Annotated in this window: 15 protein-coding genes and 2 tRNA genes; 11 read left to right on the top strand and 6 right to left on the bottom strand. The window is 67.9% G+C overall.

Features of this window, described 5'->3' with window-relative positions:
• Positions 1-48: 48 nt before the first annotated feature.
• From rsmG to rpmH, 6 genes are all read right to left on the bottom strand, one after another.
• Positions 49-693, bottom strand: coding sequence for a 16S rRNA (guanine(527)-N(7))-methyltransferase RsmG (rsmG, locus tag EL340_RS11490; RefSeq protein WP_126414666.1), 645 nt, complete (start codon positions 691-693; stop codon positions 49-51).
• Positions 690-1,319 (bottom strand): Jag family protein, encoded by a 630-nt coding sequence (locus tag EL340_RS11485; protein ID WP_126414665.1) that lies wholly within the window; start codon positions 1,317-1,319, stop codon positions 690-692. Before EL340_RS11485 ends, rsmG begins: the two co-directional genes overlap by 4 nt.
• 53 nt (positions 1,320-1,372) lie before the next feature.
• Positions 1,373-2,584, bottom strand: coding sequence for a membrane protein insertase YidC (gene yidC, locus EL340_RS11480; RefSeq protein WP_126414664.1), 1,212 nt, complete (start codon positions 2,582-2,584; stop codon positions 1,373-1,375).
• 77 nt (positions 2,585-2,661) lie between these two features.
• Entirely contained in the window at positions 2,662-2,979 is a 318-nt protein-coding gene (gene yidD, locus EL340_RS11475; protein ID WP_126414663.1) for a membrane protein insertion efficiency factor YidD, read from the bottom strand.
• A 22-nt stretch (positions 2,980-3,001) separates the two neighbouring features.
• Positions 3,002-3,382, bottom strand: a complete 381-nt coding sequence (gene rnpA / locus EL340_RS11470; protein WP_126414662.1) for a ribonuclease P protein component — start codon at positions 3,380-3,382, stop codon at positions 3,002-3,004.
• A 1-nt stretch (position 3,383) separates the two neighbouring features.
• Positions 3,384-3,521, bottom strand: coding sequence for a 50S ribosomal protein L34 (rpmH, locus tag EL340_RS11465; protein ID WP_026426261.1), 138 nt, complete (start codon positions 3,519-3,521; stop codon positions 3,384-3,386).
• Between the two features lie 607 nt (positions 3,522-4,128).
• Here rpmH and dnaA point away from each other — a divergent pair.
• The 11 genes from dnaA to EL340_RS11415 all read left to right on the top strand — a co-directional run bounded on the left by dnaA (position 4,129) and on the right by EL340_RS11415 (position 16,096).
• Positions 4,129-5,862: a chromosomal replication initiator protein DnaA gene (dnaA, locus tag EL340_RS11460; protein ID WP_126415467.1), complete on the top strand. Its 1,734-nt coding sequence runs from the start codon at positions 4,129-4,131 to the stop codon at positions 5,860-5,862.
• 552 nt (positions 5,863-6,414) lie between these two features.
• A complete protein-coding gene (gene dnaN / locus EL340_RS11455) occupies positions 6,415-7,545 on the top strand; it encodes a DNA polymerase III subunit beta (RefSeq protein ID WP_126414661.1) in 1,131 nt (376 codons plus the stop codon).
• 13 nt (positions 7,546-7,558) lie between these two features.
• Positions 7,559-8,776 (top strand): DNA replication/repair protein RecF, encoded by a 1,218-nt coding sequence (gene recF / locus EL340_RS11450; protein WP_126414660.1) that lies wholly within the window; start codon positions 7,559-7,561, stop codon positions 8,774-8,776.
• Positions 8,769-9,506, top strand: a complete 738-nt coding sequence (locus EL340_RS15150) for a DciA family protein (protein WP_197722305.1) — start codon at positions 8,769-8,771, stop codon at positions 9,504-9,506. The genes recF and EL340_RS15150 overlap by 8 nt, the downstream gene beginning before the upstream one ends.
• Before the next feature lie 336 nt (positions 9,507-9,842).
• Complete coding sequence (gyrB, locus tag EL340_RS11440) at positions 9,843-11,870, top strand: DNA topoisomerase (ATP-hydrolyzing) subunit B (RefSeq protein ID WP_126414659.1); 2,028 nt, start codon at positions 9,843-9,845, stop codon at positions 11,868-11,870.
• Between the two features lie 68 nt (positions 11,871-11,938).
• Positions 11,939-14,620, top strand: a complete 2,682-nt coding sequence (gyrA, locus tag EL340_RS11435) for a DNA gyrase subunit A (RefSeq protein WP_126414658.1) — start codon at positions 11,939-11,941, stop codon at positions 14,618-14,620.
• The gene (locus EL340_RS11430; protein WP_126414657.1) at positions 14,617-15,102 is read left to right on the top strand and encodes a DUF3566 domain-containing protein; all 486 of its coding nucleotides are present in this window, start codon (positions 14,617-14,619) and stop codon (positions 15,100-15,102) included. Before gyrA ends, EL340_RS11430 begins: the two co-directional genes overlap by 4 nt.
• A 49-nt stretch (positions 15,103-15,151) precedes the next feature.
• Positions 15,152-15,225, top strand: a tRNA-Ile gene (locus EL340_RS11425).
• Between the two features lie 30 nt (positions 15,226-15,255).
• The gene (locus EL340_RS15545; protein ID WP_009396342.1) at positions 15,256-15,390 is read left to right on the top strand and encodes a DLW-39 family protein; all 135 of its coding nucleotides are present in this window, start codon (positions 15,256-15,258) and stop codon (positions 15,388-15,390) included.
• A gap of 31 nt (positions 15,391-15,421) precedes the next feature.
• Positions 15,422-15,494, top strand: a tRNA-Ala gene (locus EL340_RS11420).
• A 95-nt stretch (positions 15,495-15,589) separates the two neighbouring features.
• The gene (locus EL340_RS11415) at positions 15,590-16,096 is read left to right on the top strand and encodes an HXXEE domain-containing protein (protein WP_164719390.1); all 507 of its coding nucleotides are present in this window, start codon (positions 15,590-15,592) and stop codon (positions 16,094-16,096) included.
• Positions 16,097-16,145: the final 49 nt, after the last annotated feature.

Raw genomic sequence — 16,145 nt, 5'->3', positions numbered from 1 at the left:
ACGCGAGCAGGTCGATCCTTACGCGTTACACCGAACGCGCGCCGTATCTCACCGGTTCTTCGGGCGGCGAATCTCAACCACAGCAGTCGTTTCGTCGCCGGGAGTAACAACCTCATGAACCACGGCGACTGATAATTTAGCTTTTTTAATCACGTACTTGGCGTCGTCGACCTCGGCCTGTGCCCGCATCCCCTTGAGCGCGAGCAGCGCACCTCCCGGCCGCAGCAGCGGTACCGTCAGCCTCACGAGCTTGGACAGGTTCGCCACCGCGCGGGCCGTGACCACGTCATAGCGGTCCTTGATCTCCTCGGCCCGCGCCCGTCGAATGGTCACATTGTCCAGGTCCAACTCCTCGACGACGTCGGAGAGCCACTGCGTGCGGCGCTCCATCGTCTCTATGAGCGTCACCTCGAGGTCGGGTCGCAGCAGCGCAACCACCACACCAGGAAAACCGGCCCCGGAGCCGACGTCGGCCACACTTCCCCGAGCCGGCAGGAAGGGGACCACGGCGGCCGAGTTGACGATGTGCCGGCTCCACAGGCGAGGAAGCTCGCGCGGCCCCACGAGGCCGCGCAGCTCACCCTCCTCAGCGAGCATCTGCGCGAAGTGCTCCGCCGCGGAGAAGGAGACCCCGAAGATCTCCCGCATCTCCGGCGTCGGCTCCTCCACCTGGGCCCGCTGCTCCTCACTCATGCCTCGGACCGCTCCTCGACCAGCTCCGCACCGGTGTCCTCGGTCTCCTCAACAGCCTCAACCTCATCGATGCCGTCGTCCTCCACCTCGTCGGCCGGCAGGACCACGACGTAGCGGTGCGGCTCAGCGCCCTCGGACTCCGAGACCAGGCCGGCGGAGGCAACGACGTCGTGGCACACCTTGCGCTCGAAGGGGTTCATCGGCTCCAGGCTGACGGACTCCCCGGTCGTGAGTACCTTGGTGACGGCCTCCTGGGCGACCTTGGTGAGCTCGGTCCGACGATCGGCGCGGTAGCCGTTAATGTCGAGCATGAGCCGGGAGCGGTTGCCGGTGCGCGCCTGGACCGCGAGGCGGGTCAGCTCCTGAACGGCCTCAAGAACCTCTCCGTCGCGTCCGACAAGATCAGCGAGCTCACGCTCGTCGCCCTCCTCGGAGGCGACCACGGCGATCGAGGCGCGCCCGTGGTCGATGTCGATGTCGATGTCGCCGCCCAGATCGGCGATGTCGAGGAGCTCCTCGAGGTAGTCGGCACCGATCTCACCCTCCTCCTCGAGGCGCGAGACGGTGTTGCTCACAGGCTTGCCTGCGGACTGGTGGGAGGAGTCATTACTGTGCTGCTCGCTCATGATGTCATCCGTATCTGTGATGGGAACCGGGTTGTCTCACCGCTGAGCAGGTCTCAGCGGTTGCGCTTCTTCTTGGCCTGAGCCTTGCGCCGGGCCGCCGCCTCGCGGCGCTGGCGGGCTCGGCGCTCGTAACGACGTCGAGCGATCTCCTCATCGCTGAGGCCGCCGCTCTTGGAGGATGACGAGTTCTTGGATCCGGTGTCCTGGGAGTCGCTCGCGTCCTCGATCTGCTCGACGTCGGAGTCGCCGACGACGTCCGCGCGCGCCTCTCCACGGGAGTCACTCTGGCCACCGGACTTCTTCTGCCGGCTCTTGCGCACCGGCTGCACCCGCTGACCGCCGGTCCGCCCCTCGGCCTCGGCCTTGGCGACCGCCTCAGCTCGCTCCTCCTCCTCCAGGGAGGGCAGACCCTTGCGCGCCCGCTTGGCATTGACCCGCTCCCGGTACTTCTTCTCGGCCTCGCTGCCGGGCGCGGGCATGTTGCGAATGATGAAGAACTGCTGGCCCATGGTCCACAGGTTGGAGACCACCCAGTAGACCAGCACACCGATCTGGAAGTTGACGCCGGAGACGGCGAAGATCACCGGCATCACGTACATCATCATCCGCTGGGAGCGGATCATGGGGTTGTCGGAGTTCATGGACTCCGTGGACATGTTCTTCATCGTCAGCTGCGCCATGGTGTACCACTGCGTCACCGACATGATGATGATCATGGCGACCGTGACGATCTTGACCTGCGTGTTGTCGCCACTGCTCATGAAGGACGAGGACAGGCTGGCTCCGAAGACGCTGGAGTCCTGGACCTGCTTGGCCAGCTCCATCGTCAGCGGACCGATGGAGGGGCGCCCGTAGGTGCCGCCCGCGACGGCGCCCAGCGAGGCCAGCACCCGGAAGAGGGCGAAGAAGATGGGCATCTGCACCAGGATCGGCAGGCAGGAGGCCATGGGGTTGGTCCCGTGCTTGCGGTAGAGCGCCATCATCTCTTCGTTCATGCGCTGGCGCGACTCGGGGTCCTTCTTGCCCTTGTACTTGGCCTGAAGCGCCTGCATCTCCGGCTGGAGGAGCTGCATCCCCCGAGAGGCCCGGATCTGTTTGACGAACAGCGGCATGATGAGCAGCCGCACCACGATCGTCAGACCGATGATGGACAGCACCCAGGCGACACCCGGCCCGTCGGGGAAACCGACGAGGACCAGGGCCTTGTGGATCGTGACCATGACCCAGGCCACGGCCACCTTGAGGGGCCACAACAACGTGTCCATCCGTACTCCTTGTATGGGGTTCTCTTGGGAGATAAGAGCGGTATCAGTGCGATCTCAGAGTCTGAGTCGGCGTCGGATCAGCCGGTCCGTCGGGGTCGATCAGAGCTCGTCGACCGTGAAGCAACCATGAACCGGGGAACGTCACGGGGATGGTCGTAACGCCATCGCCCCTTGTCCGGAACATGATCGACTCCACCGGGGGTCAGCGGGTTGCATCGCAGCAGACGCCAGGCGGCCAGCAGCGTGCCCTTGACCGGACCGTGGACCTCCAGCGCCGTGACGGCGTAGGCCGAGCAGGTCGGGTAGTAGCGGCAGGACGCCGGCAGAAGCGGGGAGACGAAGCGCTGGTAGAGACGCACCGGAGCCAGAAGGACTCGCGTCAGCCATCGACTCATCGCTCACTCGTATCCGGTCGACTCACCGCTGCCGTCCTTGGTCCTGATGCTCCGCGTGACGCTCACGGCACCGGTTCAGAAGCCGATCCAGGTCCTTGCCCAGGGTGCTGCTGTCGGCACCGTCGGCACCGGCCAGTCCGCGTACGACGACGCGGGCCCCCGGCTCGAGCGCATCGACCCGCTGAGCCATGAGGGCTCTGACGCGACGCTTGACACGGTTGCGGTGGGTCGCCAACGGGATCTGCTTCTTGGGCACGACGACGCCGACGAGAGCCGGGGAGTCATCCCCTCTCCCGCCGGCGTGGTAGTGCACAACCAGCCTGCGGTTCCCGCAACGCGTACCTCGACGAATCGCGGTCGTGAAGTCCTCACCCCGCGCTAATCGGTGCGCCGCGCCGAGCACCTCAGGCGGCGAGGCGAGCGCGACCCTTGCGGCGTCGCGAAGCGAGGACAGCGCGACCTGCGCGGGTGGACATGCGCTTACGGAAGCCGTGCACCTTGGCACGACGACGGTTGTTCGGCTGATAGGTCCGCTTGCTCACGGGCTTAACTCCTGCTTGAGGTGATCGGAACAGTGCATCGCGAGGCTCGCGGCACTGTCGCTCGTGCGGCTGCCCCATGGATCGGGACCTGACTCCGCGCGAACGTCTGCAACAGCCTACGTTTGGCCCCCTTGCCGGTCAAACGGATGCGGCCGACTGTGACCACTGTGACCGATGACGTTATCCACACCCCATCCACACGTCATCCACAACCGAGCCCGTCCGTGTCCACGTCTGTGGGAAGCCGCCCGTCCACAGCCTTGCGAATATGTGGATAACTCACTGACCTGTGTGCACCTTCTCAGTCACGCCGAGAATGACTACGCAATGGCTACACCTCTGTCGTTTCGCGGGCTCGTGCCACATGGTCGAGGACAGTGAAACCTGGCGATCCCAGAGTTTTTTCTGAACATCTCCTGTGAGTCATTGCTCGCCTTGTCCCCAGATGTGGACAAGGCTGTGGAGAGACAGCATGATGGGACGCCCGGCCAAGACCGTCCGGTTCGCCAGGTCCACACATCCCTGTCATCATCGACGCAGTGCCCTGGCCGACGCCGGTCGGGTTGCCGTCACCGGGTTCACCAACCATGCCGATCAGGAGTCCGTCGTGCCCGACGCCGCCAACACCAAATGGCTCTCCGCCCTCGAGGTGCTCTCCAGCTCCGGAGAGCTGGGCCAGGGCAAGATGTCCATGATTCGCATGACCCACCTCATCGACGTCGACGGCACCCTCGTCCTCGTCGTCGGATCGGCCTTCGCCAAGGACATCGTCGAGCAGGCGCGCGGTCCCATCAGTGCCGCCGTCACCCAGGTGTGGGGACGCCCCATGCCCATCGAGGTCACGGTCGACACCTCCTCGGAGGTATCGCGAGCACCGATGCCGCCCGTGGCCCCCGAGCCCGTCAACCTGGCCACCGTCTCACCGGCACCATCCCCCCTGTCGGCCCCACCGGCACCCTCACCGGAGTCCTCGCCGGTGCTGTCGGGACCTTCCCCCGTGTCCGCCCCAGCCGCGGCGCCCGGCGACGTCCCCGTTCCCTCCCCGACTCCGTCCCCGACCGCTCCTGCAACCGCGCCCGCGTACGGCGAGCAGGTCGGGGACCCCGCGACCTATCCGGCCCCCGCCTCCTCACCGGTGCCCCGGCCCCAGGCCTCCGCGGCATCGGCCCCCTCGCCGACGTCGGGCTCCGCTCCGGCCATGGCGGCCTTCCCCGGCGCCTACAGTCCCGGCACCGCCGGCCCCCAGGGCTCCACCGGGCTGCTCACGCCGACGGCGGCCCATGACGTCTCCCAGCTCAATCCGCGCTACACCTTCGACACCTACGTCACCGGCTCATCCAACCGCTTCGCCCACGCCACGGCCCTGGCCGTCGCCGAGGCCCCGGCCCGCGCCTACAACCCCCTGTTCATCTACGGCGGTTCCGGGCTGGGCAAGACCCACCTGCTGCACGCCATCGGTCACTACTCCCAGACCCTCAATCCGGGGATTCGCGTCAAGTACGTCAACTCCGAGGTCTTCGTCTCCGACTTCATCGCCTGCGTGCGGGACGGCAACCAGGACGACGGACGCATGGAGGGCTTCAAGCGCCGCTACCGCGAGGTCGACATTCTCCTGGTGGATGACATCCAGTTCCTCCAGGGTAAGGAGTCGACCCTTGAGGAGTTCTTCCACACCTTCAACTCCCTGCACTCCTCGGGTAAGCAGGTCGTCCTCACCTCCGACCAGCCGCCCAAGGCCCTGGGCGGGCTCGACGAGCGCCTGCGCTCCCGCTTCGAATGGGGCCTGCTGGCCGACGTCCAGCCCCCGGACCTGGAGACCCGCATCGCGATCCTCTCCCGCAAGGGCACCGCCGAGGGCCTCGACCTGCCCTTCGACGTCCTGGAGTACATCGCCTCGCGCATCACCACCAACATCCGCGAGCTCGAGGGCGCGCTCATCCGCGTGACGGCCTTCGCCTCCCTCAACAAGCAGCCCGTCGACCAGACCCTGGCCGAGATGGTCCTCAAGGACATCATCTCCGACCCCGAGGGCCAGGAGATCACCACCTCCCTCATCATGGCGCAGACCGCCGACTACTTCGGCATCACCATCGACGACCTGTGCTCGGCCAACCGCTCGCGCACCATGGTCTCGGCCCGGCACATCGCCATGTACCTGTGCCGCGAGCTCACCGACCTCTCCCTGCCCAAGATCGGTCGCGAGTTCGGCGGGCGCGACCACACCACCGTCATGAGCGCTGACAAGAAGATCCGCACCCTCATGGCCGAGCGGCGCTCCACCTTCAACCAGGTCACCGAGCTGACCAGCCGCATCAAGCAGGCCGCACAGTCGCCCTCCTGAGCCCGTATCCGTCCCCGGCGCTCCACGTCACGGCGGTTGTGGAGGCCGCTGAGGACGACAGGTGGAGGAGTGAGCGTGTCGCTGTGGAGGTACGGCACCCTCACTGTGGAATGACATGGATGTCATTCCCTCTCTCCACCGGATCCCTCTCGCGCTCACCAGAACCACACACGTGTGCTTCCCCAGCGGGATCGTTGCCATAACAGGGAAAGAACCTGTTATCCCCAGCATCCACACGTGCTACTACACCTACAAACCAAGATGACAGGAATCGCGAAGCACGATCGGCCAACGAGGCCGGCCCGGACCCCGAGCGACTTGTCATTCAGGGAGGCCCATGGGATGAGGATGGGTGATCGCTGGTGACGGAAGCGATTGGTACGGTCTACCGTCTACACTCTCGACCCAGGACTGTGCTCCCAGCGGCGCGGTTCCTGTCACGACTACCTGCCGGCCTCCTGCCGGCACGCATGTTCCGCATGTTCCTTATTCGGTTCAGTGGTGCCATGACGCCCACTGACCGACCTACCACGATTGACGGAGGCACCTACCGTGAAGCTCAGGGTTGACCGAGACATCCTCGCCGAAGCCGTCACCTGGACTGCACGATCCGTGCCCGTCCGTCCGCCGGTACCGGTGCTGGCCGGGGTACGGCTGGAGGCCAAGGGCTCCAGCCTGGTCCTGGCCTCCTTCGACTACGAGGTCTCAGCGCACTGCGAGGTGGCCGCCGACGTCGAGGAGGACGGCGTCGTCCTCGTCTCAGGAAGGCTTCTAGCCGACATCGCCAAGGCCCTGCCGAACAAGCCCGTCGACCTGGAGGTCGAGGGCAACAAGGTGGCCGTCTCCTGCGGCTCGGCGCGCTTCTCCCTGGCGGCCATGGCGGCCGACGACTACCCGGCGCTGCCGGTCATGCCCGCCGTCGCCGGAACGATCGACGCCCATGACCTGGCCCGCGCCGTCGCCCAGGTCTCCATCGCGGCCTCCCGCGATGACACCCTGCCCCTGCTCACCAGCGTGCAGATGGAGGTCGAGGGCAGTTCCCTGGTGCTCATGGCCACCGACCGCTACCGCCTGGCCATGCGGGAGCTGACCTGGTCACCGGCCAACACCGAGCTGTCCACCACGGCGCTGCTCAAGGCCCGCACCCTGTCCGACGTCGCCAAGTCCCTGACCTCCTCGGGCGACGTGACCGTGGCCCTGAGCAGCGAGTCGGCCGCCTCCAGCCTCATCGGCTTCGAGGCCGGCGGCCGGCGCACCACCTCCCTGCTCACCGACGGCGACTATCCTCCGGTGCGTCGCCTCTTCCCGGAGTCCACCTCGATCCACGCCACGGTGGGCACCGACGAGCTCATGGCGGCGGTGCGTCGCGTCAGCCTCGTCGCCGACCGCTCCACCCCCATCCACATGTCCTTCACCCAGGGCAACCTGGAGCTCGACGCCGGGCAGGGCGACGACGCCCAGGCCACCGAGCAGCTCGTCGCCCACCTCGAGGGCGATGACATCTCCACCGCCTTCAACCCCGGTTACCTCCTCGACGGCCTGGGCGCCCTCAACCAGCCCTACGTCCGTCTCGACTTCACCCACGCCTCGAAGCCGGCGGTGCTCACGGGCATGGACTCCATCGGCGGCACCGAGGACTCCACCTTCCGCTACCTGCTCATGCCGATCCGCTTCGGAGCCTGAGACCTCACGGTGCATGTACGTCTCTGACCTCTCCCTGGACGACTTCCGCTCCTACCGCAACCTGGTCCTGTCCCTCGAGCCCGGCCCCAGCGCCTTCGTGGGCTCCAACGGGCAGGGCAAGACCAACCTGGTCGAGGCCGTCGTCTACCTGGCGACGCTCTCCTCCCACCGGATCGGGGCCGACACCGCCCTGGTGCGCCGAGCGGTGCCCGGGCAGAGTCAGCCGGCCGGCGCCGTCGTGCGCGCCCGCGCCGTCCACGGTGAGCGACCCAGCGTCCTGGAGATCGAGATCATTGCCGGCAAGGCCAACCGGGCCCGCCTCAACCGGGGCAGCTGCCGGCCCCGCGACCTGCTCGGGGTACTGCGAGCGGTCGTCTTCGCGCCTGAGGACCTCTCCCTGGTGCGTGCCGAGCCCGGGATGCGTCGAGGGTTTCTCGATGACCTGGTGGTCACGCTGCGCCCGGGCCTGTCCGGGGTGCGCGCCGAGCACGACAAGATCCTCGCCCAGCGCGCCAGCCTCCTGAAGTCCGCGCGCGCCGCCCGCTCGTCAACCGCCTCCATGCTCTCCACCCTGGAGGTCTGGGACGCCCAGCTCGCCGCTGCGGCTGCCCGGCTCATTGCCGCCCGGGTCGATGTCGTACGGCGCCTGCGACCCTGGGTGGCCTCTGCCTACGAGACCGTCTCCGGCAGCACCGGGGAGCGCTCACGCGCCCAGCTCACCTACCGCTCGAGCCTGCAGGCCCATGAGGGCCTGCCTGATCCCGACCCTCACGACGAGGCGGCCTGGCTCGCCGGCGAGGACTCCCTGCTCGACGAGGCCGCCGTCGCCACCCGCCTGGAGAGCGCCATGGGTGAGCTCCACGCCCGCGAGATCGACCGCGGCGCGAACCTCGTCGGCGCGCACCGCGACGACCTCTCCCTGTTCCTGACCGGCCTGCCCGCCCGCGGGTTCGCCTCCCACGGCGAGCAGTGGTCGCTGGCCCTCGCGCTGCGCCTGGCCTCCTACGACATGCTGCGCACCGACGTCGACGCCTACGGCGGGGACGGCGAGCCCGTCCTCATCCTCGACGACGTCTTCGCCTCCCTCGACGACCAGCGCCGCCGCGCCCTGGCCGGGATGGTGGCCGGGGCCCAGCAGGTCCTGCTGACCGCCGCCGTCGACGACGACGTCCCCGCCGAGCTGGCCGGCGCCCGGTACCGCGTGGCCGACGGCGAGGTCACCCGTGGCTGAGCACTCCCGGCCCAGCGGCCACGGGTCCACCGGCGGGGACGGCGAGCCCGCCGGTACCGGTGCCCGCGGTCTGCTTCCCGACGTCCTGGCCCAGCGCGCGCTGACCCGCCAGCGGGCCCAGGCCTGGGAGAAGGGGGACAGCCGGATACCGGCCCGCCGACTGCGTGAGCCGGTCCGAGGAGTCCGCTCCGGGGACGGCGCGGCGGAGACCGCGGAGAGGACTGCGCCCTGGGACCAGCGCCGCGAGCTGGCCCGGGCGCTGGGACAGAACCCGGACGACCCGGCCGACCGGGGCCCTGGGCTGGCACGCGGTCGTGACCGTCCCGGCCCCACCCCCTTCGACCCCCGCACCGGACAGCGGGAGCTGCGCCGCATGGTGGCCGACAACGGCTGGGCCGGAAAGCTCGCGGTGGCCGGCGTTGTCGCCCGGTGGCAGGCCATCGTGGGCGACCAGGTCGCCGAGCACTGCACCATCGAGTCCTTCGAGGCCGGACGCATCACCCTGCGGGCCTCGTCGTCGAGCTGGGCCCAGCAGCTGCGCCTCCTCCAGCCGACCATCGAGGCCCGGATCGTCGAGGCCCTGCGCTCAGGCCCCGGCGGACGTCAGGCCGGGGGCATCAGCACCGGTGACGGGGTCGAGCTGCGGATCCTGGGGCCGGCCGGACCCTCCTGGAAGCGTCGCGGCGTCGGCCTGCGCGGCACCCGCGGTCCGCGCGATACGTACGGCTAGACATCCGGTGAGCGGTAGCATGGGTAGCATGGTCGGCACGTGCTCGGCGCACCGGGCGCCGGCCGTCGTCGCAATGACCTGAGACGACCCGCAGCTCGGTGACCTGCGCGCGACAGAGGTGACCACGGGCACGCTCCTAGCTGCCCTCTGCGCAGCGGTTCACGAGCCTTTCTACGCTAGAATGCGGTGAAACCGCCCAAGGTGCGCCCAGGACCGTCCTGATGTACCCACCTACGTGTGCGCATGATCCTCCTCAGGATCGTCGCGTGAAGGGCCCGGACGGAGACATCGGACCTCTGAGGTTCCGATGCGCACAGATTGAGGAGCAACTGACACGTGTCTGACCAGGACGCCACTGTGAATCATGATTACGGAGCCTCGGACATCACCGTCCTCGAAGGGCTCGAAGCGGTCCGGAAGCGCCCCGGCATGTACATCGGTTCCACCGGTGAGCGCGGCCTGCACCACCTCGTCTACGAGGTCGTCGACAACTCCGTCGACGAGGCCCTGGCCGGCTACTGCGACCACATCGAGGTCACCATCCTGGCCGACGGCGGCGTGCGCGTCAGCGACAACGGCCGCGGCATCCCGGTCGACGAACACCCCACCGAGCACAGGCCCACCGTCGAGGTCGTCATGACGATCCTGCACGCCGGAGGCAAGTTCGGCGGCGGCGGCTACGCGGTCTCCGGCGGTCTGCACGGTGTGGGCATCTCCGTGGTCAACGCCCTGTCGACCCGGGTGGACACCGAGGTCCGCCGGCAGGGATTCGTCTGGCGCATGTCCTTCGCCGACGGCGGCCGCCCCATCACCGAGCTCATCAAGGGCGAGGCCACCGAGGCCACCGGCACCACCCAGACCTTCTACCCGGACCCGAGCATCTTCGAGACGGTCGACTTCGACTACGAGACGCTGCGCCGTCGCTTCCAGCAGATGGCCTTCCTCAACAAGGGACTGCGCATCACCCTGACCGACGAGCGCGTCGGCGTGCAGGACGCCGGGGACGAGATCACCGGTGACGACTCCGCCCCCGACGCCCCTGAGGTCGGCTTCCGTACCGACTCCTACTGCTACGAGCACGGTCTGCGCGACTACGTCGCCTTCCTCAACAAGTCCAAGAAGGCCGAGCTCGTCCACCCCGAGATCATCGACTTCGAGGCCGAGCAGACCCTGGGCGAGACCCACTCCATCAGCCTTGAGATCGCGATGCAGTGGACCAGCTCCTACTCCGAGTCGGTCCACACCTACGCCAACACGATCAACACCACCGAGGGCGGCACCCACGAGGAGGGCTTCCGCACGGCGCTGACCACACTGGTCAACAAGTACGCCCGGGACAAGGGCCTGCTCAAGGAGCGCGACGACAACCTCACCGGTGACGACATCCGCGAGGGCCTGACGGCCGTCATCTCGGTCAAGCTCTCCGAACCGCAGTTCGAGGGCCAGACCAAGACCAAGCTCGGCAACACCGAGGCCCGCACCTTCGTCCAGCAGACGGTCTACGGGCAGTTCGGCGACTGGCTGGACTCCCACCCCTCCGACGCCCGCGCCATCATCACCAAGGCCTCCCAGGCCGCCGCCGCGCGCCTGGCCGCCCGCAAGGCCCGCGAGGCCACTCGTCGCAAGGGCGTCCTGGAGTCCGCCTCCATGCCCGGCAAGCTGCGGGACTGCTCCTCGAAGATCGCCGAGGAGTCGGAGATCTTCATCGTCGAGGGCGACTCGGCCGGTGGCTCCGCCGTCGGCGGCCGCGACCCCGAGCACCAGGCGATCATGCCGATCCGCGGCAAGATCCTCAACGTGGAGAAGGCGCGCCTGGATCGGGCCCTGTCCTCCGACACGATCCGCAGCCTCATCACCGCCTTCGGCACCGGCATCGGCGAGGACTTCGACATCACCAAGCTGCGCTACGGCAAGATCGTCATCATGGCCGACGCCGACGTCGACGGCCAGCACATCGCCACGCTCCTGCTGACGCTCCTGTTCCGCTACATGCGCCCGCTCATCGAGCACGGCCACACCTATATCGCGATGCCGCCGCTGTACCGGCTCAAGTGGTCCAACGCCGACCACGAGTTCGCCTACTCCGACGCCGAGCGCGACAAGCTGCTGGCCGCCGGCCAGGGCAAGGGCCGCCGCCTGCCCAAGGACGGCGGGATCCAGCGCTACAAGGGTCTGGGCGAGATGAACGACCACGAGCTGTGGGAGACCACCATGGACCCCACGACCCGCATCCTCAAGCAGGTCACGCTCGACGAGGCGGCCGACGCCGACGAGACCTTCGCGATCCTCATGGGCGACGACGTCGAGCAGCGGCGCTCCTTCATCCAGCGCAACGCCTCCGACGTCCGCTTCCTGGACATCTGAGCGATCGAGCGATCCCGCACGTGAACCGCCGACGCACCGGCGACATCCTCTGAACACGAAGGAATCCTGTGAGCGACGAAGTTGAAGAGATCATCGGCAACGAGGGGCTGACCGACGTCGTCACCCCCGAGCGCATCCAGCCGGTCGACCTCCAGATGGAGATGCAGCGCTCCTACCTCGACTACGCGATGAGCGTCATCGTGGGCCGGGCCCTGCCCGACGTGCGCGACGGGCTCAAGCCGGTCCACCGCCGCGTCCTGTACGCCATGTACGACGGCGGCTACCGCCCCACCGCCTCCTTCTCCAAGTCCTCCCGCATCGTCGGCGACGTCATGGGGACCTACCACCCCCACGGTGACAGCGCCATCTATGACGCCCTGGCCCGCCTGGTCCAGTGGTGGTCGATGCGCTACCCGCTGGTGGCCGGCCAGGGGAACTTCGGCACGCCGGGCAACCTCGGGCCCGCCGCCCCCCGGTACACCGAGTGCAAGATGGCGCCCCTGGCCATGGAGATGCTCCGGGACATCGACGAGGACAGCGTCGACTTCCAGGACAACTACGACGGGCGCAACAAGGAGCCGGTCATCCTGCCGGCCCGGTTCCCCAACCTCCTGGTCAACGGCTCCGAGGGCATCGCCGTCGGCATGGCCACCCGCATCCCGCCGCACAACCTGCGCGAGATCGCCCGCGGCGCCCAGTGGTACCTCGAGCACCCCGACGCCTCGCGCGAGGAGCTGCTCGACGCCCTCATCGAGCAGATCCCCGGACCCGACTTCCCCACCGGCGCCACGATCCTGGGCCGCCGGGGCATCGAGGACGCCTACCGCACCGGCCGCGGCTCCATCACCCAGCGCGCCGTGGTCAACGTCGAGGAGATCCAGGGGCGCCAGTGCCTCGTGGTCACCGAGCTGCCCTACCAGGTCAACCCCGACAACCTGGCCGACAAGATCGCCCAGCTCGTGCGCGACGGCCAGGTCACCGGCATCGCCGACATCCGTGACGAGACCTCCGGACGCACTGGCCAACGGCTCGTCATCGTCCTCAAGCGCGACGCCGTCGCCAAGGTGGTCCTCAACAACCTCTACAAGCGCACCCAGCTCCAGGACAACTTCCCGGCCAACATGCTCGCCCTGGTCGACGGCGTGCCGCGCACGCTGAGCCTGGACGGGTTCGTGCGCCACTGGGTGAGCCACCAGATCGACGTCATCGTGCGCCGCTCGCGCTTCCGCCTGCGCAAGGCCGAGGAGCGACTCCACATCCTCGAGGGCCTGCTCAAGGCGATCGACGCCCTCGACGCCGTCATCGCCCTCATCCGGCGCTCGCCCACCACCGAGGAGGCCCGTACCGGCCTCATGGGCCTGCTGGATGTCGACGAGGCTCAGGCCGAGGCGATCCTCTCCCTCCAGCTGCGCCGCCTGGCCGCCCTCGAGCGCCTCAAGATCCAGGAGGAGTCCGAGGACCTGCGCGCCCGGGTCAAGGACCTGCGCGAGATCATCGCCTCCCCGGAGCGCCAGCGGGGCATCGTCTCCGACGAGCTCGCCGAGGTCGTCGAGAAGTACGGCGACGAGCGCCGCACCCGGATCGTGCCCTTCGACGGCGAGATGAGCATGGAGGACCTCATCCCCGAGGAGGACGTGGTCGTCACCATCACCCGCTCCGGCTACGCCAAGCGCACCCGCACCGACTCCTACCGCTCCCAGCACCGCGGTGGCAAGGGCATCCGCGGGGCCACGCTGCGCGAGGACGACGTCGTCGACCACTTCTTCGTCACGACGACGCACCGCTGGCTGCTGTTCTTCACCAACTACGGCCGCGTCTACCGGGCCAAGGGCTATGAGCTGCCCGAGGGCGGCCGCGACTCCAAGGGCCAGCACGTGGCCAACCTCCTGGCCTTCCAGCCCGGTGAGGAGATCGCCCAGGTCATGGAGCTCCAGGACTACGACCAGGCCGACTTCCTGGTCCTGGCCACCCGTCGCGGACTGGTGAAGAAGACGCGTCTGAGCGAGTACAACTCCAACCGCTCCGGCGGCGTCATCGCCATCAACCTGCGTCAGGACGAGGACGGCAACTACGACGAGCTCGTCTCGGCCAGGCTCCTGAGCGCCGGCCAGGACCTCCTCCTGGTCTCCCACGCCGGCCAGTCGCTGCGCTTCCACGCCGACGACGACACCCTGCGCCCCACCGGCCGGGCCACCAGCGGCGTGACCGGCATGCGGTTCCGTCCCGGCGACTACCTGCTGGCCATGGACGTCGTCGACCCCTCCTGGCAGGACGCCGACCTGTTCGTCGTCACCGAGGGCGGCTACGCCAAGCGCACCAATGTCGTCGACTACCCGGTCAAGGGCCGCGGGGGCCTGGGCGTCAAGGTCGCCAACCTCGTTGAGGCGCGGGGCAACCTCGTGGGCGCCCTGGTGACCGACTCCGGAGACGAGGTCCTGTGCATCATGGCCTCGGGCAAGGTGGTCCGCTCCGCCGTCGGCGAGGTCTCGCGCACCGGACGGACCACCCAGGGCGTGACGTTCGCCAAGCCCGACGCCGGAGACCGCATCATCGCGGTGGCTCGCAACACCGAGCGGGACATGGAGGAGGCGGTCGACGCCGCCGATAGCGGCCCGAGTGCCGACTCGGCGGACTCCACCGGCCAGGCGCAGACCGATACGGCCCCGGAAGGTGAGACTGGCGACTCTCCTGCGGACTCAGTGGCTGACACGGTAGCGTTGGAAGATAACGAGAGTGAGGTTGAAGCATGAGCCAGCCGGTTTCCATGTCCCCTGACGGCGGGCAGTCCGCAGGTGCCGCATCCATTGTGGGTGGCGCGGATGCCTCGGGTGGCAAGAGCAAGAAGAGCAAGAAGACCATTGCCGGCCCGCGCCGCGTGCGTCTGGCCCTGACCCGGGTGGACCCCTGGTCGGTGATGAAGGCGGGCTTCCTGCTCAGCTTCGCCGGGGGCATCATGCTCATCGTCGCCACGGCGGTCGTGTGGTTCATGCTGGACGCCATGCACGTCTTCTCCACCATCGAGGACCTGGTCAAGACGGTGGCCGGCGAGCGCTCCAACACCTTCTCCGCGATCGTGGCCTACCTGGAGCTGCCGCGAGCCCTGGCGGTCTCCACGATTATCGCCGTGGTGGACATGGTGCTGGTGACAGCGCTGACCACCCTGGGCGCCTTTCTTTACAACATCACCGCCACCCTGGTCGGTGGGATCCATCTCACGCTCGCGGACGAGTGATCGGATTTGGTCTCCCGTGGCCGGGTGGGTTAATCTCTTCCGGTCGCAAGGGCCTATAGCTCAGTTGGTTAGAGCGCATCCCTGATAAGGATGAGGTCGCTGGTTCGAGTCCAGCTAGGCCCACCGTCCGCGGTGAGACGATGAGGAGGTTTCATGAGGAACCGGGCAGTCGTATCAGCCGCGGTCTTTTCGTTCCTGGCCGCCGCCGGCTATGCCGCATGGCTCAGGTTCGAGGCCGCTCGCATGGAGCGCGCCGCATGGGCCGAGGTCACCGACCCCGTCGATTAACCTCCGGCGGAATAGGCGACCATTCCCCTCAGGGGCCATGGCGCAATTGGTAGCGCACCTGCTTTGCAAGCAGGGGGTTACGGGTTCGAGTCCCGTTGGCTCCACTACTTCTTCTTCATATTCTCTGCCCCCGAGGCGGACCATGGTGACGGTCCACCTCGGGGATTTTTTGGGTATCGTCGATATCGGAGGTGATGACATGGATTCCGTCTCGCTGGCGACCGGAGGCCTGTTCTTCTCGCGGCTGGCTCATGATCTTGAGGAGCTGGCGACGATGCCGGGATGGACCCACCCGGTCCTGGACAGGCTCCCCCTCCTGCCCAATGACGTCCGGTGCGAGGGCCTCTCCCGCGAGCAGGTCACCCTGGCGATCGGCCTCATAGGCGTGCTCATGGCGGCTGCCTCGATCGACGGGTACCGCACGCGCGGGCGCTCACCTTTCTACCAGGCCGCGCTCTACGGCTACGGCATGCATGCCTTCAGCCACCTGGCCACGGCCGCCCTCGCCCGGCGCTACACCCCCGGCGTGGCCACCGCACTGCCGGTCGTCCTGCCCTTCTGGATCGTCGCCAAGCGGATACTGCGAGCCCATGGGGTTGAGGTGCGTCCTCATCGATGGGTGATGCCGGCCTTTCCCGTCGTCGCCGGCGGTGCGCTCGGAACTGCCTACCTGGTGACGAGACGGAGGGCGGGAGGACGAGATTGAGAAGGAAAGTAACCTTGACTGAATGACAAGGTTACTTTATATTGATGTT

Source organism: Actinomyces viscosus (assembly GCF_900637975.1).
In the GTDB taxonomy this organism is placed as follows: Bacteria; Actinomycetota; Actinomycetes; order Actinomycetales; family Actinomycetaceae; genus Actinomyces; species Actinomyces viscosus.
This window is presented reverse-complemented; position numbering and strand designations above follow the sequence as displayed.

Bases quoted from the DNA above. Each gene is read 5' to 3' on its own strand.
- rsmG (WP_126414666.1), bottom strand. From the start codon at position 693: ATGAGTGAGGAGCAGCGGGCCCAGGTGGAGGAGCCGACGCCGGAGATG.
- EL340_RS11485 (WP_126414665.1), bottom strand. From the start codon at position 1,319: ATGAGCGAGCAGCACAGTAATGACTCCTCCCACCAGTCCGCAGGCAAG.
- yidC (WP_126414664.1), bottom strand. From the start codon at position 2,584: ATGGACACGTTGTTGTGGCCCCTCAAGGTGGCCGTGGCCTGGGTCATG.
- yidD (WP_126414663.1), bottom strand. From the start codon at position 2,979: ATGAGTCGATGGCTGACGCGAGTCCTTCTGGCTCCGGTGCGTCTCTAC.
- recF (WP_126414660.1), top strand. From the start codon at position 7,559: ATGTACGTCTCTGACCTCTCCCTGGACGACTTCCGCTCCTACCGCAAC.
- EL340_RS11430 (WP_126414657.1), top strand. From the start codon at position 14,617: ATGAGCCAGCCGGTTTCCATGTCCCCTGACGGCGGGCAGTCCGCAGGT.
- EL340_RS15545 (WP_009396342.1), top strand. From the start codon at position 15,256: ATGAGGAACCGGGCAGTCGTATCAGCCGCGGTCTTTTCGTTCCTGGCC.
- EL340_RS11415 (WP_164719390.1), top strand. From the start codon at position 15,590: ATGGATTCCGTCTCGCTGGCGACCGGAGGCCTGTTCTTCTCGCGGCTG.